This is a genomic window from Streptococcus sanguinis, from assembly GCF_008329445.1.
In the GTDB taxonomy this organism is placed as follows: domain Bacteria; phylum Bacillota; class Bacilli; order Lactobacillales; family Streptococcaceae; genus Streptococcus; species Streptococcus sanguinis_O.
Map to the genome: position 1 here is coordinate 394,042 of NZ_VIBR01000001.1, position 17,922 is coordinate 411,963.

Consider the following 17,922-nt stretch of genomic DNA (forward strand, 5'->3'; position numbering starts at 1 on the left):
TCATAATATTTTTAAAACTCTTTAGCTTAAGGAAAGCCAAGTAAGATTTATTGTTACCATATTTTAAGTGTTATCAATGACCGCTTATAAAACCTTTTTCAGCCATGTCAGATTTCATATGTTCTAACTCAATAGAATCACTTTTTCGTTTTTCAGCAATTTGATTATTGATCTGCTTGGTTTCTTCAATTCCTTTTTTGATTGTCTCATAAGTTGTACGAAGAGTCTCCATTTGAATAGAGCTTCCACCAGCCATACGAGCAATATTTACAGATTGATTAGCAGTGTTTTGTGCATTACGAATTAGAAGTTCATTGGTTTTTTCATCCAATTGTTTGATAGACTTAGCTTGAATTTCCTGTCTTTTTAATTGAATAGCTTGAACCAAACATTGCTTGAAGATTGGCAATGTGATAATAAAGGAAGAATTGATTTTCCGCATCAGATTAAAGTTAGACATTTGCATGGTCTGAATCATAGGACAGGTTTGCATGGCCACGTTTTCAGCAATTTGCAAGTCATATGTTCGCTGTGCGAGCATATCTTTAATCATGCTTAGCTTTTGCTGTTGAGTTTGTTTTTCTTGCTCTGTTATATCCGTACGAGCCGCAATCTGATTGCTGTATTCTTCGATTTCTTCTTGAGCAATCTCACCAGCAACAATATATTTTTCTAATTCTTCATAGTAAGCTACATTAGTTTTATATTGTTTTTCCAAATTTTCTTGGGTTTGGTGAATCTGAACTTCATATTGCTTCAATATGGTATAAATCTGATCAACCTCTTTACCCATATCTTCATATTTGGCAAAAAGTTTATCAATACTATTCTTTATTTTGCCAAATAATTTTTGCAGAGCAGATGCTTTTTCTGGATTTTCAATTTCTTTAATATCGAATTTATCCATGATTTTAGTAAGTTGAACGAGCATTCGAGAAGCTTCCTCTGCATCTACCCTTCGCATGGAAGATAATAGAGCATCAGACATTTGAGAAATCCCTTCACTCGGTTTTTGACCGAAAGCCATAATTGAGTTGACATTAGTAATATCAATCTCATTGGTGAGGTTCTGAACCTCAGGCAGTGATCTTAGCTTTTGCTTATAGGCTAAGTTGTCAGCTAGGACTTCTGGTTTAGCAAGTTCAAGTTCAGTTGATTCAATCTCTTGTGGAGTTGAATCAAAACTTCCTGTGTTGATAGGCATATTGTTTTCCTTTCTTTAATTAAAAAGTTTACTGAAGAAATTTTGTTTTTTCAGCTTTCGTTGAATAGCTTGAAAACTTTGCTCATAGTTTATAACATCTAATCTGACAGTGTTAAAGTACTCTGCATTAATGTAAGAGTTCAGGTCAGATAAGCCGGCAGGTGAAAAAATGATGATGTCAAAACCAATTTTTCCAAGATAGGCAAGGACATAGCACGTATTTTTTGATAACTGAGTTTCGCCTTCCAAGAAAAAGACAATCTTGGGTATAAAGCCGGTAAAATCAAAGCTATCTATGAGTCGTATTACTCTTTTATCCAACTGTAGAATCAACAGTGCAAAGTTTAATATTTCTTCTTTGGATACTGTCAATGGTTGTTTGAACAGTCGAGTATCTGCAATGGTTTCGTTAATCTTATTGAGAAGGAATTTTTCTGTTTCATCGTTATAAGGAGCATAGCGATAGAATGGGAGCTTCATAATCTCCTCAATATCAAAACTTCCATTACTGAGTTGACAAAACATAAGCTGATATTTATCGGAATCATTTATTTCATGAGTAATCAGTTCATCACCATTGGATGTTAAAACGAGCGTATTGTCAGACGAAGAACAGATATTGACCAAGTGGGCGTACTTGTCAATTGGATTATATTCTCCCTCTATTTCAAAAAAGAAATGTGGGACGTAGACTGTTTTCTCAACGGTCTTAAATCCGTTCCGAACTTTTGCGGGTGCGTTCCAATTTTGTTCTACATCTATTAAAGTTGAATTGAAAAAAATGGGGCTTGTCGTTCCATTTCGGAACTGCCAAGGCCTATAAATGCCAGAATTTGTAAATAACTGTTCTTCAATTTGTGTTTCTATATCCAGTGTAATTGAACGATTTTCCTCTATAATTTGTCCATTTTTAGCTCTTTCTGCCCAACTTTGGATAGGCAGGATTTGAGTGTTTTTATGGACAGTACTGATTTGATCAGAGTCAACTAGAGCAAAATTTTCATCATCTTTTAGTGGATTGATATAAATGACATCAAATCCGAAGCGATTAAGTAACAGCAAGAAATATATATCGTGTTTGGAAATACTACCATAGTAGATGCACTTGTTTGTAAGGTAATCTCTATCTTGATAGGATAAGCTGAAAATATGTAAGTATGCATAGAGTAGCATTTTGCATATAAAATTATTTCTCACGCTGTTATTCAGGAAATTTTCCTGACGGATAGCAAGGTTTGTTATATATTCAAGAGCAATCAGAAATTGATGATTGAGCTCTGCATCTTCAAAGAGTGTAATATCCTGACTGGCTATTTGACTAACTTCCATTGAAGCAAGCTCGTTTTTTATGCTGTTAATGAAATCAAAATCTGCATCCATTGGGATTTGGCCGTCAAAGTAAATAGTGTGAGTTGAATCCTCTTGAGCTTTTACCAAAATAGTTCTTAATACACTATCATATTTACTTTGATTTTCAACCCCGATATATCGTGTAAAAACAGGAGCGAAAGTGGCTTGTATTCCTTTTCGTTCTGTGATTGAACGCCAAAGTTCAAAGGGCAGATTTTGCAGACTGGTCGACATGAAATATACCTGCTTTCTACGATTATAATGTCACATCTTTTGTCTTCTTTGTATAAAAGTTAAACGAAGAGTGCAGATGGTTTGCTTTGTACCTCCTAAATCACTGGAGATAGCTTATTAAAGTCTGCTCTCCCCTGCTTTATAGATACCATTGTATATTTATAAAATGGTCTTTGTCAAGAGATAAACTATAAATCAGCGACTTCCTTTATAATGCCACAAACATTATATTTCTGTAGGTTGACATATTCGATTGGGATCTGCTTTTCTTCACATAATTGAAGGATATGTTTAAGGTATTTTTGATTAGCCTTTTCTCTAATTAACACCCTGTCTGGAAGGCGCCTAAGCAGAACTCTAGTTGTCTCACCAACTCCTGGTTTTATTTTATTGATATCACTAATGTTGTAGGATTGGGCGATTTTCTTAACTTCGTCCAATCCTTTGAAATCCTCATTGAGCTCTTCTTGTGAAGGATTAAAATAATCTAATTGAACTTGGTCAAAATAGGATTGCACTTTATCTAAGAATTCCAATGAATGGTCGTAAGCTTCGTTTTCTGCATAATAAACAGCTCCGTGAAGCTCGTCATCGCTCATTTCTTTTAATTTGACCGTCCTGCTGACGAGGCCGCTGACAGTAGCATTTAAGCAAGCGCTAGGGATTAAAAAGTCCTGACGTGTACCATAAAGCGGTGTTACTGAAGCTGGATCACTGAGTACAGCTAGAGTAGGATCTAGTTCGGAAAAGAGTTTGTTTTCCTCTGCTAACCTCTGGCAGGCTTCTTCCAGGACGGTATTTATTGCTCCTTTTCCAACCCAACCATCCACAAATTGAATATCTTTAGGATGGTGCTTGTTGGCTATAATATTCATGGCGGCTATGTCAATCCCTTTACCTCGAATGATAGAAATACTATAATGTGGCACATCAAGCTGATATTTATAGTGAAGGTACCTTTTTATTAGAATACCTATAGGAGTCCCTGCCCTTGCTAAGGAAACTAAAACAAGATTTTCTCCTTTTTTCTTAAAAATCTTTTCAGAAAGACTTGCTATAGCGTTAGCAGTCTCAAAAGAAAGAGTTGCGAGGCTTTCTTGATAGATTTTCATATAGCGCTCTGTTGGGGCATATTCTAGAGGTAGCATTTCGGAATAATGAACGCCCTGTTGATTTAACTTTTCTCTTTCAGCAGTGTCTAATACAGGAACCTTTCCACGCACATCTTGTAAGAGGATGGTTACATCGGTTTCAGGGTAACTAGTTTTTACTAAATTCATAAAAGCCTTTCTTATTGTTTAACAAAAATTAGTGTTTGCTTACTAAAGGGCTGCAGTTTATTTTGAAGAGTTGCTCGAAATGCATCAGTCATAACCTCATAGACGATGATAATTTGGTCATAATGACGTTCAATATCGTAAAGGAAAGTCATTCTATTCGTTTCGTAAGCACTGGCTAAAGCTAAGCCGTTATGGAAAAGATAATTGTATTCACTGGAGAGGGAAATAGGACTTCTTGTAGTGGAGCGAACCTCTGCATCAAGTTCTTGGGCTAGCCTAATTGGTAACCACATATTTTCCTCAGTTCCAATGACAGCTATTGTTTCTTCTTTAGATTTCCGAGAGATTTGCGAAGTCAATCGATTTAGAGCAGTTTCTTGGAAGACTAAAAACTCTTCTTTAGTGAGACCTGTTCGAGGATTGAGCTTGTCAGATAAATGATAGTGAACGTCTGAAGTTAGTCTTGGTTTTTCCAGTATTGTTTCTTTCAGCTCTATGAGTGGAGTATTATCTCTCATTTGACCACTGACTAGGTATATTCTTTTGATTCCTTTTTCTTGAAAAATCTTACGATTCTTTGTATTTTGCCAGTTTAATATAGAAGCGGCTGCAAAAGAAATACCGTCTTTAATTTTTTGAAATTTTTCAATAAAGTTAACAATTGTATTTCCTGTTGTTATTTCATCTTCAATAAACAAAACAGTATCGTAGTCAGGAATATCTGAGCGGTAATATAATTTTTGTGTACTTGCATGTGAATGCTCTTCTTCGAAAGAGATATTTTGGATATCCGTATTAATGCTTTCTCGAGTAGTCTGTAAATAAAAGACAGTATTTAAATCTTTGTTTTCCAAGGCCATATGCATGATTGCCTGAGCGATTCCAGTAGCCGTCTCAGAAAAACCAACAACTAAAATACGCTTGTCAGAAGGAATTTGCCTTTTTATTTCTTGATAGAGTTCGGAAAATAGTTGCAACGTGTTATGGGCTTTAACAGGATAATGTTTAGCTTGATATTTATTAACAAATAAATAGTCTCGATTGGGATTATTACTTCGCTTGCAAATAGCAACCAGATCATTGATAACGAAGGAACTCTTATTTTCTTCTATATTAACAAAATCTTCTACTTTTAAAAGATAGGTCATTATTATTCCTTTCAAAATTTGCAATTAATTAACCTTTATTGTCTTAGTATATCACTAATTAGCTCAACTGTCACTTTAATACTTCAAACAAATCTGAACAATCTTATTAGCGCTATTGTGGTATAATAATAAAAACATTTCAAAGGAGTTCCACATGCTTGAACGTCTACAGCAGCAGTTAGCTTTTACCAATGAGCTGGAAAAACTGAAAGCCACTCATCGAAACAATCGGACCTTGGACGCTTATCGTTTTGAGAATTCTGCTGAGCATAGTTGGCAGGGGGCGCTCATGGCGCTAGTTTTTCGAGAATATATCCCCGAAGAAGTCAATCTGGAAAAGGTCATGTCTATGTTACTGATTCATGATTTGAGCGAAATATATGCTGGCGATACTTTTATCTTTGACGATGTAGGCAAGAGCGATTCTTACGATAGAGAGCTTGAGTCCTTGAAAATCAGTTTGGGCAAGTTGCCGTTAGATCAGCAGGATTCCTTTTTAGAGCTTTGGCAGGAATTTGAAACCGGCATTAGCATAGAGGCTAAATATGCTCGAGTGCTGGACGCTCTGGTTCCTCTGCTCAATCACTTGGAAGTTGCTCAGCCCCATGACAACCCTCATGGCCTGACCAAGTCGCAGGTTATTTCTAAGAAATCCTTTATCCAAGAGACCTCTGAAACTCTTTGGGAATTAGCTCAGGAAGTTATTGACCAAAGCGTTGCTAAGGGACTTTATCTAGATGAGTGAGTCTGAGAATCTTGCTCGAAGATAAGAAGTTTGAGACTGGTTGAACCAGTCTTTTCATGTTATAATATTCAGACAAGATTGAACGGAGAAAGTGTCTCACTTATCATGATTAGCTCAAAATACGACTGGCAGTTTGCCACAAATTTTACAGACGAAAAATTTTTAAAAAAGACTAAGAAAGCTGGATTAGACCCCGCCGCTGCCAGTCTTCTTTACCAAAGAGGTGTTCAGACTGAAGAGGCTTTACAGGAATTTTTGGAGCCTAGTTTAGACCAGCTTCACGATCCTTATGACCTGCATGATATGGAGCGGGCAGTGGAGCGCATTCGCGCAGCGATTGAGAATTACGAGCAGATTTTGATCTATGGCGATTACGATGCTGATGGGATGACCTCGGCATCGATTGTCAAGGAAGCCTTGGAGCAGCTGGGGGCTGAGTGTCAGGTCTATCTGCCCAATCGCTTTACGGATGGCTATGGCCCTAATAGCAGTGTTTACAAATATTTTATTGAAAATCAAGGAGTTTCGCTCATTATTACAGTGGATAATGGAGTAGCGGGACTTGAAGCTATCGAGCTGGCCCAGTCTCTGGGAGTGGATGTCATCGTGACGGATCATCACTCCATGCCTGAGGAGCTGCCAAACGCCTATGCGATTGTCCATCCAGAGCATAGCGGAGCGGATTACCCTTTCAAGCATCTGGCTGGCTGTGGGGTGGCTTTTAAGCTAGCAACAGCCTTGTTGGAAGAAGTCCAAGTCGAACTTTTGGACTTAGTGGCCATTGGGACCATCGCTGATATGGTCAGTCTGACGGGGGAAAATCGGATTCTGGTTAAATATGGCCTTTCTGTTCTCAAAAATACCCAGAGAGTAGGACTTCAGGAACTCTTCAAAATTGCAGGCATTCAGCCAGATGAGCTAGACGAAGAAACGGTTGGTTTCCAGCTTGCTCCCCGACTCAATGCCTTGGGACGGCTGGATGATCCAAATCCGGCGGTTGAGCTTTTAACAGGCTTTGACGACGACGAAGCTCATGACATTGCTCTCATGATCAACCAGAAAAATGATGAGCGCAAGGAAATCGTCCAGCAGATTTATGAAGAAGCACAAACCATGCTGGATCCTAAGAGACCAGTGCAAGTGCTGGCTAAGGAAGGCTGGAATCCTGGTGTGCTAGGAATTGTCGCTGGGCGCTTGCTGGAAGACTTGCACCAGCCAGTCATAGTGCTCAATATTGAGGATGGTATCGCTAAGGGTAGCGCCCGCAGTATTGAAGCGGTCAATATCTTTGAGGCCTTGGACAGCCACCGTGACCTTTTTGTAGCTTTTGGCGGCCATGCCGGAGCAGCTGGTATGACCCTTGAAGCAGACAAGCTGGCGGAGCTTGCTGACATCTTGACAGCTTACATCTTAGACAATGATTTGGATTTGACTGGCAAAACAGCCCTGTATTTAGATGAGGAGCTACACCTACCAGAACTGACCTTGGATACACTCAAAAGCTTTGAAAAACTGGCGCCTTTTGGTATGGACAATAAGAAGCCACTCTTTTACCTCAAGGACTTTAAAGTGGACAATGCTCGGACTATGGGGGCTGGCAACAGTCATCTTAAGCTGAAAATTTCTCAGGAAGATGCATCTTTTGAAGTAGTAGCTTTTGGGCAAGGAAGCCTGGCGACAGAGTTTGCCCAAACCAAGAATCTGGAGCTGGCTGTCAGCCTCTCTGTCAATAAATGGAATGGACAGACCAGTCTCCAGCTCATGCTGGTAGATGCTCGTGTGGACGGCGTTCAGCTTTTCAATATCCGCAGCAAAAATGCGACGCTGCCTGACAAGGTTCCAGTCTTGCGTTTCACAGAGGAATTGCCAGATTTGACAAATAGCAGAGCAGTTTTAGTTTACGACTTTCCTGATGATTTGCAGGTCTTGAAGAAGATTCTTCAATCACAGGATTTCGAAGCGATTTACTTTAAGAATGAGATTGCCAAGCCTTATTATCTGACTGGTTATGGCAACCGTGAGCAGTTTGCCAAACTCTACAAGACTATCTATCAGTTCCCCGAGTTTGATGTACGCTATAAGCTCAAGGACCTAGCAGCTTATCTGAAAATTGACCCAATTCTCTTGGTCAAAATGATTCAGATTTTTGAAGAGCTGGGCTTTGTCAGCATCACCGAAGGCGTCATGACGGTCAATAAAGAAGCTGAAAAGAAAGAAATTGAAAGCAGTCGTATTTACCAAGATCTCAAGCGCCTAGTCAAAGAGCAAGAACTCATGGCACTGGGCACTGTGCAGGAGATTTATGATTATTTGATGGAGAGATGAGAGGGTACCAGACTAAGCTAAAGTCTTGCAAAGGAGAACATTTTAGATGAATGAAATTATCCTGAGCTTTAAACCAGAATTTTTTAAAGCTTTGCTAACAGGAAAAAAGCATTTTGAATATCGTTCAAGGATTCCTGAAAAAGAAACGGTAGCTTATTTATATCTTTCCTCACCCGTTAAGATGATTGTCGGAAAAATGATTTTAGGTCAGCGTAATAAGATCCAAAACTTTTTAGAAAATTCAGATTTAGAAAATAGTAGTCGTTTATATTTGGAAAATCATTTGCAAGAAGGTGCTAAGTATTTTTCTCCAATTTATTCCCTATCTATTTTTGACTCGCCTATATCGTTAAAACAAGCTAAAGAATTATCGCCGAAATTTAAGGCTCCTCAGGGGTATAGTTATGTGAAAAATTATAAAGAATTGCATAATTTTCTTGAAAACTCTGTATTTTCAACATTTGAGATTAAACCATCTAATGATTTGAACTTATTAGGCTTATTTACGAAGGATATTGTAAAAAATTATGAACAAGAAATAGCAACGCCACTTTATTTAGAGCAATATATCTGATTTTGACTTGCTTAGAAAAGAATAACCAACTCAATCCCGTCCTCAATATGATGGTCTATAAATGACTCAGACATGATTTTTCAGATTAAATAATAGATACCAATAAAAAGTAAGTTTTCTATTACCATTTGGATGAAAAAGTGATATAATAGAGAGTAAAAAATTTTTTTGAAAGAAAGTATATCATGAATTTAAAAGACTACATTGCAACAATCGAAAATTATCCAAAGGAGGGCGTGACATTCCGTGATATCAGCCCGCTGATGGCAGACGGAAATGCTTATAGCTACGCTGTTCGTGAGATTGTGCAATATGCTACAGACAAGAAGATTGACATGATCGTTGGACCGGAAGCTCGTGGCTTTATTGTGGGCTGTCCAGTTGCCTTTGAGTTAGGAATCGGCTTTGCTCCAGTCCGCAAGCCTGGTAAGCTTCCTCGTGAGGTTATCTCAGCTGACTATGAAAAAGAGTACGGTGTTGATACCCTAACCATGCATGCCGATGCTATCAAGCCAGGTCAGCGCGTTCTAATCGTAGATGATCTCCTTGCGACTGGTGGAACAGTGAAGGCAACGATTGAGATGATTGAGCGCCTTGGTGGTGTAGTAGCTGGCTGTGCCTTCCTTATTGAGCTGGATGAGCTCAAGGGTCGCGAAGTTATCGGCGATTACGACTACAAGGTTCTGATGCACTATTAATACATAGTTTTTAGCTATATCTAGTTAGAGAAAAAGTATAATTGAAAACTATATCTCCTTTCAGTATAATGAAAGTACATTGGATAAACAAAGAATAGGCTGGAAAAGTATTTCCAAGCCTTTCTAACGATTGAAGGAGATATTTTCATGCCAATTAAGATTGATAAGAAACTGCCAGCTGTTGACATTTTAAGTTCTGAGAATATCTTTGTCATGGATGACGACAGGGCGGACCATCAGGATATCCGCCCTCTGAATATTCTGGTACTCAATCTCATGCCCCAGAAAATGGTGACAGAGACTCAGATACTGCGCCACTTGGCTAATACTCCGCTGCAGTTGACTATTGACTTCCTCTACATGAGCTCTCATCAGTCTAAAACGACACGTGCAGAGCATATGGAGACTTTCTATAAGACTTTCGATGAGGTCAAAAATCGCTATTTTGATGGCTTGATTATCACTGGTGCGCCAGTAGAACATCTGCCATTTGAATCGGTGGACTACTGGGAAGAGTTCCAGCAGGTGATTGAATGGTCCAAGACCCATGTCTTTTCGACTCTGCATATCTGTTGGGGAGCTCAGGCTGGACTTTACGCTCGCTACGGCGTGGACAAGCACCAGATGACGCGCAAATTATCGGGTGTTTATAGCCAGTCGGCTGACAGCAGCAATCTGCTTTTTCGTGGCTTTGACGATGAGTTTTATGCGCCGCATTCCCGTCATACTGAAGTTCTGAAGGAAGATATTGTCAATCTGACCAATCTGGAAATTCTCTCATATGGAGAGGATACGGGCCTCTCTGTGTTGGCTAGCCGAGACTTGCGAGAAGTATATAGCTTCGGTCACATGGAATACGACCGCGATACTCTATCCAAGGAGTATTTCCGCGACTTGAAGGCAGGGAAGAATCCACACATTCCAGAGAATTATTTCAAAAACGATGATGTCCATGCGACACCGGTCTTACGCTGGAGTTCGGCTGCTGCACTCTTTTTCAGCAATTGGGTTAATTATGCTGTCTATCAGGAGACACCTTTTGACTGGGAAAGTCCTGAAAATGATGTATCGTTTTTTGCTTATCTATAAGAGGTGACATGACTTATTTATCAGCTTTTAAATCGGGTAATCTAGTAATCCCGAGCGCCCTTCTTTTACATTTTAAGGACATCTTTGATTCCAGCGATGATTTTTTGGTCTGGCAGTTTTTCTATCTGCAAAATACGACTTCCTTGGAAGAGCTAGCGCCTAGTCAGATTGCGGAGCATATTGGCAAGACTCTGTCAGAAGTCAATCGCTCTATGTCCCATCTGACGGAGAAAGGTCTCTTGCAGTATAAAACCATTGAACTGAATGGAGAGACAGAGGTTATCTTTGATGCTTCACCAGCTTTAGAAAAGCTAGATGAACTGCTGGCAGCCAAAAGCGGTCTGCAGACTGTGGCAAAGGCGCCTCAGAATGTCTTGAAAGACTTGGTGGAGACTTTCCAGCAGGAGCTGGGCCGTCTCTTGACACCCTTTGAAATTGAGGATTTGACCAAGACTGTTCAAGACGATAAAACCAATCCTGACTTGGTCAAGGCTGCCCTTCGTGAGGCTGTGTTTAATGGCAAGGCCAACTGGAAGTATATTCAGGCTATCTTGCGCAATTGGCGCAAGGAAGGCATCACTACGCTTGCTCAGGTAGATGCCAAACGGGAAGAACGTGAAGCAGCTAATCCTCAAAATGTGACCGTTTCAGATGATTTCCTCAATGCCATGAATTTGTGGAAGGACTGACTTTATTAGATTTATAGTGGCCTGTTAGATATGACAGGCCCTTGGTTTTATAAAAAAGGAGAAAAGTATGACGTATCAATTGCCAAAAGTCTGGTCTGCTGCGGACAGCGACCAAGGAAAATTTTCAGGTATCAATCAGCCTACTGCAGGTGCTCGCTTTGAGCAGAAGCTTCCTGTTGGTAGAGAGCCTTTTCAGCTTTATTCGCTTGGGACTCCTAATGGAGTCAAGGTGACGATTATGCTGGAGGAACTGCTGGCAGCAGGGGTGACAGAGTCAGCCTATGACCTCTATAAGATCAGCATTATGGACGGCGACCAATTTGGCTCAGATTTTGTGAAAATCAATCCCAACTCCAAGATTCCGGCCTTGTTGGACCAGTCAGGTCATAAGCCGATTCCTGTCTTTGAATCAGCAAATATCCTGCTCTATCTGGCAGAGAAGTTTGGAAAGCTGATTCCGTCAGATTTGGCCGGTCGGACTGAGGTGCTCAACTGGCTCTTCTGGCAGACAGGCGCGGCGCCCTTCTTGGGCGGTGGTTTCGGTCATTTCTTTAACTATGCTCCAGAAAAGCTAGAATATCCTATCAACCGCTTTACCATGGAAGCCAAGAGACAGCTGGATTTATTAGACAAAGAATTGGCTAAGAAAGCTTATATCGCTGGAGAAGACTACAGTATTGCTGATATTGCTATCTGGTCTTGGTATGGTCAGTTAGTTCAGGATAAGCTCTATCCAGGCGCAGCTGAGTTCTTGGATGCTGCATCCTACAAACATCTATCTGCTTGGGCGGAGAAGATTGCAGCTCGTCCGGCAGTCCAGCGCGGTTTAGCTGCTGAGTATCAGGAAATCAAATAAATAAGTGTCGGGTAGGAACAAACACCCCATCATCAAGTGGCGAGACAAAATCAGTTTATCAACAAGCTGATTTTTCCTCCGCTGCTTTTTTTATGCCCTTAAAAATGATATACTGAATAGAAGAATGTTTAGAAAAGAGTAAGCGATGCAAAAAAAGACTATTTCCCAACGCTTGGAGCGAGTAGCTGCTTTTGTGCCGGATGGGGCTAAGTTGCTGGATGTTGGGAGCGATCACGCCTATCTGCCTATTTACCTGATTCAGCAGGGACGGATTGAGAAAGCTCTGGCCAGTGAAGTGGTAGAGGGGCCTTTTCAGTCTGCCCAGAAAAATGTGGCAGAGCATGGGCTGACGAAGCAGATTGAGGTTCGCTTGGCCAATGGTCTGGCGGCTTTTGAAGTGGAAGATCAGATTGACACCATCGTTATCGCTGGCATGGGTGGTCGCTTGATTTCGGAGATTTTGGAAAATGGCAGAGCTAAGCTTGGGTCTATTTCCCGCTTGATTTTGCAGCCCAATAACCGAGAGGATGAGCTCCGCAGCTGGCTGGTATCTAAGGGCTTTCGCTTGCTGGCTGAGGATATCTTAGAAGAGGCTGGTAAGTTTTACGAAATCCTGGTAGCAGAAGCTGGCCAGCAAACTTTAACAGAGCAAGAAAAGCGTTTTGGTCCTTTTCTGATGAAGCTACAGTCAACTACTTTTCAGTTAAGATGGCAGAAAGAACTGAAGAAACTTGAAGGAGCTCTAGCTCATATCCCAGAAAGAAATCAGCTAGAACGCTCTGCTATGTCCCAAAAAATTGAAAGTATCAAGGAGGTACTCCATGCTAGCAAGTGAAATCATCGCCCGTTATGAAGCCTATTGCCCGCAAGAACTATCCATGGAGGGTGATATTTCAGGCCTGCAAATCGGGACATTGGATAAAGAAGTACCCAAGGTTCTAGTGGCGCTGGATATTCGTGAGCAGACAGTGGCGGAGGCTATTGAGGCAGGTGCTGGACTGATTATCGTTAAGCATGCGCCTATCTTTCGCCCTCTTAAGGACCTAGTGGCGGATAAGGCGCAAAATCAAATGATTTTAGACCTCATCAAGCATGATATTGCTGTCTATGTCAGCCATACCAATATTGATGTCGTGGAAGACGGGCTAAATGACTGGTTCTGTCAGCTTTTAGAGATTGAGGAGACAAGTTTTCTCAGTCAGACGGGGCCAGATCACGGTATTGGTCGCGTGGGGAAGATTGCTCCTCAGACCTTTGGGGACTTTGCGGCTAAGGTCAAGGCAAGTTTTGGACTAGATAGTTTGCGTATGGTCACTTATGAAGAAGCAGACCTCGAACGCGTCATTGAGCGTGTGGCTATCTGTGGTGGCAGCGGTCAGCCCTTTTATCCGGAGGCCATTGCCAAGGGAGCGCAGGTCTACATTACAGGTGATATTTACTATCATACTGCTCAGGAAATGCTGACAGAAGGTCTTTTGGCGCTGGATCCTGGACATCATATTGAGGTTCTTTTTACGGAAAAATTGAAAGAAAAATTTGATCTTTGGAAGGCAGAAGAGGGATGGGAGATTGAGATTCTGGCTAGTCAGTCTTCTACCAATCCTTTCCGACATATTTGAGAGGGAGCGACATGAAAAAAGTAGCAGTGATTGGAGCTGGGATTGTTGGCTCAACAGCGGCTTACTATCTGTCCAAATCCCCAGATGTGGAAGTGGCTGTCTTTGATGACGGCAAGGGGCAGGCGACCAAGGCAGCTGCTGGTATTATCAGTCCTTGGTTTTCCAAGCGTCGCAACAAGGCTTGGTACAAGATGGCGCGTTTGGGCGCTGATTTTTATCAGTACTTGATTACGGATTTGAAAGCGGCTGGTATCCAGACAGACTTTTACCAACAGACAGGTGTTTATCTGCTGAAAAAGGATGAAAGCAAGCTGCAGGAACTTTATGATTTGGCTGCAAATCGCCGGGAAGAGTCGCCCTTAATAGGGGACTTGAGTCTTCTCGGCCGTCAGGAAGCTCAGGAGAAATTTCCAGGCTTGCAAGGCTTTGATCAACTTCTTTATGCTTCCGGCGGTGCCCGTGTGGAGGGGGCACTCTTGACGGAGACGCTTCTGAAAGCCAGCAAAGCAGAGCTAGTTGAAAAAAAGGTAAGCTTGACAGTAGAAGGAGAGCAACTTCTTGTGGACGGACACGACTTTGACTGTGTCATCTTAGCTGTGGGTGCTTGGCTAGGAGAAATCTTGCAGCCACTGAGCTATAAGACAGATGTTCGGCCGCAAAAGGGACAGTTACGTGATTTCAAGCTGGCTGAGCAGACAGATGACTACCCTGTTGTTATGCCTGAGGGCGAGCTGGATATCATTCCCTTTCTGGCGGGCAAGGTCAGTGTTGGTGCCAGTCATGAAAATAATCAGAGCTTTGATTTGACGGTAGATAAGACGGTGCTGAATCAGTTGCAGCAAGAAGCGGAAACTTACTTGCCGAGGTTGGCTACTGCAGAGATTTTAGGTGAGCGCGTGGGAACACGGGCCTATACCAGCGACTTTGCTCCTTTCTTTGGAGCTGTTCCAAACTTGTCGCATGTTTACGCTGCCAGCGGATTAGGCTCTTCTGGTCTGACAACTGGCCCGCTCATCGGACGCCAATTGGCTCAGATGGCTTTAGGAGAAGCGTGGCTGCTGAATCCAGCTGACTATCCTATCGAGCGGTATGTAAAGAAGGTTTGATATGACAGAAACTATTTTGAATTGGGTCAATATTTGTGTAAAAAAAGATAAAGAAATCCTACTGCTTAATCGCCAGCATGATAATTTTAAAGGGTGGATACAACCGGGCGGGAAAGTGGAGTTTCCAGAATCTTTTTTTGAAGCTGCAAGGCGCGAATTAAAAGAAGAAACGGGGCTGACTGCTCTAAACTTGGAATTGAAGGGGATTTCAGGCTTCACCAATCCGAGTAAAAAAGAACGGTATGTGTATTACGATTTTCTTTGTACCGCCTTTGAAGGACAAGTCAGGGGAAACGATCATGAAGGGGAGCCAAAATGGTGGAAGATTTCGGAACTTGGCCAAATAGATATGCAGGACGACATACGTGAACGTTTGCCTCTCTACTGGCGGAAAGGCTCTTTCGAGCGGATTCATTACTGGAATGAGGAAAAGCACTGTATCGGGGAAACCAAGACGATTTTGTATGATTGATTTCAGAGGATAAGGAGAAGTTATGGACTGGTTACGATCGCAGCCTGTGGTTATGCAGGCACTCTTGGCTGGGATTTTTACATGGGGGTGTACCATTGTAGGCTCTGCTGTTGTATTTTTCTTTAAAAAGGTCAGCCGCAAGCTGCTAGATATTATGATGGGTTTTGCGGCAGGCGTCATGATTGCGGCTTCCTTTTGGTCACTTCTGGCACCGTCGATTGAATATGCGCAAAGTTCTTATGGCAAGTTGTCCTGGCTGCCAGCAGCTATTGGTTTTTTAGTGGGAGGTTTTTCCTGCGGCTGATTGATGCAGTGGTACCTCACTTGCACTTAAGCAAAGATATTTCGGAGGCAGAGAGTGTTCCTGAGCATAGCCGAAAGAAGCTGTCCAAGACATCCCTGCTCTTTTTAGCCATTACCATTCACAATTTTCCAGAAGGTTTGGCAGTAGGTGTAGCCTTTGGTGCTTTGGCGGCCAATCCTAGTCCGGAAGCCTTTGTCGGCGCAATTGGCTTAGCTTTGGGAATTGGCCTGCAGAACGTCCCAGAAGGAGCGGCTCTGTCCATTCCGATTCGGACGGACGGCAAGTCTCGGCTTAAAGCCTTTTACTGGGGTTCCATGTCTGCGATTGTAGAACCAATCGGGGCTGTTCTAGGAGCGGTAGCTGTTATGGCCATGACAGCTATTCTGCCCTATGCCCTATCCTTTGCAGCGGGTGCTATGATTTTCGTGGTGGTAGAGGAACTGATACCCGATTCACAGACCAATGGCAATACAGATGTAGCGACTTTAGGTCTCATGGTGGGCTTTGTTCTCATGATGGTCTTGGATGTGGCTTTGGGCTGATGCCAACTTGGAATCAAAGAGTGGAAGAAAGCGGAATTTCCACTCTTTTTCTTTTATTTATAGGGTAGTGAAAAGGATGACATCCGCTTTCAAAAATGGTAGAATAAGGAGAATACATTAAGAGAGGAAACTCATATGAAAGGTATTATTCTTGCAGGTGGTTCTGGTACACGTTTGTATCCATTGACCCGCGCTGCGTCAAAACAGCTCATGCCGGTTTATGACAAACCCATGATTTATTATCCACTATCAACTCTTATGCTGGCTGGTATCAAGGACATCTTGATTATCTCCACTCCGACGGATTTGCCTCGTTTTGAGGATCTTCTGGGTGACGGCTCTGAGTTTGGTATCAAGCTCTCTTATGCAGAGCAGCCAAGTCCAGATGGGCTGGCACAAGCCTTTATCATTGGTGCTGATTTCATTGGAGATGACTGCGTGGCGCTGATTCTTGGGGATAATATTTACCATGGCCCAGGTTTGAGTAAAATGCTCCAAAATGCTGCGGCTAAGGAAAAAGGGGCAACAGTTTTTGGCTACCATGTTAAGGATCCAGAACGCTTTGGTGTAGTAGAATTTGATGAGAATATGAATGCTATTTCCATAGAAGAAAAACCAGAACAGCCGCGCTCTAACTATGCAGTGACAGGACTGTATTTCTACGATAACGATGTTGTAGAGATTGCCAAGAATATTAAGCCAAGTCCTCGCGGAGAACTGGAAATCACAGATGTCAACAAGGCTTACTTGGAACGTGGCGATTTGTCTGTTGAGCTTATGGGACGTGGTTTTGCTTGGTTGGATACAGGTACCCACGAAAGTCTCTTAGAAGCTGCTCAATATATCGAAACAGTTCAGCGTATGCAGAATGTTCAGGTGGCAAATCTGGAAGAGATTGCCTATCGTATGGGCTATATCACTAAAGAGCAAGTGCACGAATTGGCGCAGCCATTGAAAAAAAATGAATATGGCCACTACCTCTTGCGCTTGATTGGAGAAGAATAAGAAGATGACGGAACAATTTTTTGATAAGGAATTAGCAGCGCGTGAGGTTTCTGGAATCCCTGGAATGCTGGAGTTTGATATCCCTGTACGCGGGGACAACCGAGGCTGGTTTAAGGAGAATTTCCAAAAGGAAAAAATTCTGCCGCTAGGCTTCCCTGAAAGCTTTTTTGCAGAAGGAAAATTGCAAAATAATGTCAGCTTTTCTCGTAAAAATGTCCTGCGTGGTCTTCATGCTGAGCCATGGGATAAGTACATTTCAGTCGCTGACGATGGTAAAGTACTAGGCTCATGGGTAGACTTACGTGAGGGTGAAACCTTTGGTAACACCTACCAGACAGTCATCGATGCCAGCAAGGGGATTTTTGTGCCGCGTGGTGTAGCCAACGGCTTCCAAGTCCTTTCTGACACTGTTTCCTATAGCTATCTAGTAAACGACTACTGGGCTTTGGAACTCAAACCTAAGTATGCCTTTGTCAACTATGCAGACCCAGCTTTGGGCATCCAGTGGGAAAACCTAGAAGCAGCAGAAGTCTCAGAAGCAGACAAGAACCATCCATTACTCAAGGATGTAAAACCTCTAAGAAAAGAAGATTTGTAAGAAGAGTGAATAGAACAAGTGTTTGAATATATTATCTATTTCTTGCTGATTATATTCTATTTTCTTATTTCTCTAGGACCATTA

General features: G+C 41.9%; 17 protein-coding genes and 1 pseudogene. 14 read left to right on the plus strand and 4 right to left on the minus strand.

All coding sequences use genetic code 11. From position 1 onward, the window contains the following. Positions 1 to 73: 73 nt before the first annotated feature. From FKX92_RS02030 to FKX92_RS02045, 4 genes are all read right to left on the minus strand, one after another. Entirely contained in the window at positions 74 to 1,204 is a 1,131-nt protein-coding gene (locus FKX92_RS02030) for a toxic anion resistance protein (RefSeq protein WP_002900107.1), read from the minus strand. A gap of 15 nt (positions 1,205 to 1,219) precedes the next feature. Next, entirely contained in the window at positions 1,220 to 2,788 is a 1,569-nt protein-coding gene (locus FKX92_RS02035; protein ID WP_149565366.1) for a YceG family protein, read from the minus strand. 188 nt (positions 2,789 to 2,976) lie between these two features. Beyond that, positions 2,977 to 4,068, minus strand: a complete 1,092-nt coding sequence (locus FKX92_RS02040; protein WP_149565367.1) for a cysteine protease StiP family protein — start codon at positions 4,066 to 4,068, stop codon at positions 2,977 to 2,979. Positions 4,069 to 4,079: 11 nt separating this feature from the next. Next, positions 4,080 to 5,216, minus strand: coding sequence for a phosphoribosyltransferase domain-containing protein (locus FKX92_RS02045; RefSeq protein ID WP_149565368.1), 1,137 nt, complete (start codon positions 5,214 to 5,216; stop codon positions 4,080 to 4,082). A 154-nt stretch (positions 5,217 to 5,370) separates the two neighbouring features. On the opposite strand from FKX92_RS02045, the gene FKX92_RS02050 reads away from it, so the two are divergent. From FKX92_RS02050 to FKX92_RS02120, 14 genes and pseudogenes are all read left to right on the plus strand, one after another. Next, positions 5,371 to 5,961 (plus strand): HD domain-containing protein, encoded by a 591-nt coding sequence (locus tag FKX92_RS02050; RefSeq protein WP_002924279.1) that lies wholly within the window; start codon positions 5,371 to 5,373, stop codon positions 5,959 to 5,961. A 105-nt stretch (positions 5,962 to 6,066) separates the two neighbouring features. Continuing rightward, positions 6,067 to 8,286: a single-stranded-DNA-specific exonuclease RecJ gene (recJ, locus tag FKX92_RS02055; RefSeq protein WP_149565369.1), complete on the plus strand. Its 2,220-nt coding sequence runs from the start codon at positions 6,067 to 6,069 to the stop codon at positions 8,284 to 8,286. Positions 8,287 to 8,332: 46 nt separating this feature from the next. Then, the gene (locus tag FKX92_RS02060; protein WP_149565370.1) at positions 8,333 to 8,860 is read left to right on the plus strand and encodes a hypothetical protein; all 528 of its coding nucleotides are present in this window, start codon (positions 8,333 to 8,335) and stop codon (positions 8,858 to 8,860) included. Between the two features lie 185 nt (positions 8,861 to 9,045). Further along, positions 9,046 to 9,558 (plus strand): adenine phosphoribosyltransferase, encoded by a 513-nt coding sequence (locus FKX92_RS02065; RefSeq protein ID WP_002897341.1) that lies wholly within the window; start codon positions 9,046 to 9,048, stop codon positions 9,556 to 9,558. Between the two features lie 147 nt (positions 9,559 to 9,705). Next, the gene (metA, locus tag FKX92_RS02070) at positions 9,706 to 10,647 is read left to right on the plus strand and encodes a homoserine O-acetyltransferase MetA (RefSeq protein WP_149565371.1); all 942 of its coding nucleotides are present in this window, start codon (positions 9,706 to 9,708) and stop codon (positions 10,645 to 10,647) included. A gap of 8 nt (positions 10,648 to 10,655) precedes the next feature. After that, a complete protein-coding gene (locus tag FKX92_RS02075) occupies positions 10,656 to 11,336 on the plus strand; it encodes a DnaD domain-containing protein (RefSeq protein ID WP_149565372.1) in 681 nt (226 codons plus the stop codon). A gap of 67 nt (positions 11,337 to 11,403) precedes the next feature. Then, positions 11,404 to 12,192 (plus strand): glutathione-dependent disulfide-bond oxidoreductase, encoded by a 789-nt coding sequence (yghU, locus tag FKX92_RS02080; protein WP_149565373.1) that lies wholly within the window; start codon positions 11,404 to 11,406, stop codon positions 12,190 to 12,192. 145 nt (positions 12,193 to 12,337) lie between these two features. Then, positions 12,338 to 13,027, plus strand: a complete 690-nt coding sequence (locus FKX92_RS02085; protein ID WP_149565374.1) for a tRNA (adenine(22)-N(1))-methyltransferase — start codon at positions 12,338 to 12,340, stop codon at positions 13,025 to 13,027. Continuing rightward, complete coding sequence (locus FKX92_RS02090; protein WP_149565375.1) at positions 13,014 to 13,811, plus strand: Nif3-like dinuclear metal center hexameric protein; 798 nt, start codon at positions 13,014 to 13,016, stop codon at positions 13,809 to 13,811. The genes FKX92_RS02085 and FKX92_RS02090 overlap by 14 nt, the downstream gene beginning before the upstream one ends. Positions 13,812 to 13,822: 11 nt before the next feature. Then, a complete protein-coding gene (locus FKX92_RS02095; RefSeq protein WP_149565376.1) occupies positions 13,823 to 14,917 on the plus strand; it encodes an NAD(P)/FAD-dependent oxidoreductase in 1,095 nt (364 codons plus the stop codon). Position 14,918: 1 nt separating this feature from the next. Beyond that, entirely contained in the window at positions 14,919 to 15,389 is a 471-nt protein-coding gene (locus FKX92_RS02100) for an 8-oxo-dGTP diphosphatase (RefSeq protein WP_149565377.1), read from the plus strand. Between the two features lie 22 nt (positions 15,390 to 15,411). Further along, positions 15,412 to 16,235 (plus strand): annotated as a pseudogene (gene tmpA / locus FKX92_RS02105) (ZIP family manganese transporter TmpA). A gap of 135 nt (positions 16,236 to 16,370) precedes the next feature. Then, entirely contained in the window at positions 16,371 to 17,240 is an 870-nt protein-coding gene (rfbA, locus tag FKX92_RS02115; protein WP_125337089.1) for a glucose-1-phosphate thymidylyltransferase RfbA, read from the plus strand. 4 nt (positions 17,241 to 17,244) lie between these two features. Beyond that, positions 17,245 to 17,838, plus strand: coding sequence for a dTDP-4-dehydrorhamnose 3,5-epimerase family protein (locus tag FKX92_RS02120; protein WP_149565378.1), 594 nt, complete (start codon positions 17,245 to 17,247; stop codon positions 17,836 to 17,838). Positions 17,839 to 17,922: the final 84 nt, after the last annotated feature.

Bases quoted from the DNA above. Each gene is read 5' to 3' on its own strand.
- FKX92_RS02030 (WP_002900107.1), bottom strand. From the start codon at position 1,204: ATGCCTATCAACACAGGAAGTTTTGATTCAACTCCACAAGAGATTGAA.
- FKX92_RS02035 (WP_149565366.1), bottom strand. From the start codon at position 2,788: ATGTCGACCAGTCTGCAAAATCTGCCCTTTGAACTTTGGCGTTCAATC.
- FKX92_RS02040 (WP_149565367.1), bottom strand. From the start codon at position 4,068: ATGAATTTAGTAAAAACTAGTTACCCTGAAACCGATGTAACCATCCTC.
- FKX92_RS02045 (WP_149565368.1), bottom strand. From the start codon at position 5,216: ATGACCTATCTTTTAAAAGTAGAAGATTTTGTTAATATAGAAGAAAAT.
- FKX92_RS02050 (WP_002924279.1), top strand. From the start codon at position 5,371: ATGCTTGAACGTCTACAGCAGCAGTTAGCTTTTACCAATGAGCTGGAA.
- recJ (WP_149565369.1), top strand. From the start codon at position 6,067: ATGATTAGCTCAAAATACGACTGGCAGTTTGCCACAAATTTTACAGAC.
- FKX92_RS02060 (WP_149565370.1), top strand. From the start codon at position 8,333: ATGAATGAAATTATCCTGAGCTTTAAACCAGAATTTTTTAAAGCTTTG.
- FKX92_RS02065 (WP_002897341.1), top strand. From the start codon at position 9,046: ATGAATTTAAAAGACTACATTGCAACAATCGAAAATTATCCAAAGGAG.
- metA (WP_149565371.1), top strand. From the start codon at position 9,706: ATGCCAATTAAGATTGATAAGAAACTGCCAGCTGTTGACATTTTAAGT.
- FKX92_RS02075 (WP_149565372.1), top strand. From the start codon at position 10,656: ATGACTTATTTATCAGCTTTTAAATCGGGTAATCTAGTAATCCCGAGC.
- yghU (WP_149565373.1), top strand. From the start codon at position 11,404: ATGACGTATCAATTGCCAAAAGTCTGGTCTGCTGCGGACAGCGACCAA.
- FKX92_RS02085 (WP_149565374.1), top strand. From the start codon at position 12,338: ATGCAAAAAAAGACTATTTCCCAACGCTTGGAGCGAGTAGCTGCTTTT.
- FKX92_RS02090 (WP_149565375.1), top strand. From the start codon at position 13,014: ATGCTAGCAAGTGAAATCATCGCCCGTTATGAAGCCTATTGCCCGCAA.
- FKX92_RS02095 (WP_149565376.1), top strand. From the start codon at position 13,823: ATGAAAAAAGTAGCAGTGATTGGAGCTGGGATTGTTGGCTCAACAGCG.
- FKX92_RS02100 (WP_149565377.1), top strand. From the start codon at position 14,919: ATGACAGAAACTATTTTGAATTGGGTCAATATTTGTGTAAAAAAAGAT.
- rfbA (WP_125337089.1), top strand. From the start codon at position 16,371: ATGAAAGGTATTATTCTTGCAGGTGGTTCTGGTACACGTTTGTATCCA.
- FKX92_RS02120 (WP_149565378.1), top strand. From the start codon at position 17,245: ATGACGGAACAATTTTTTGATAAGGAATTAGCAGCGCGTGAGGTTTCT.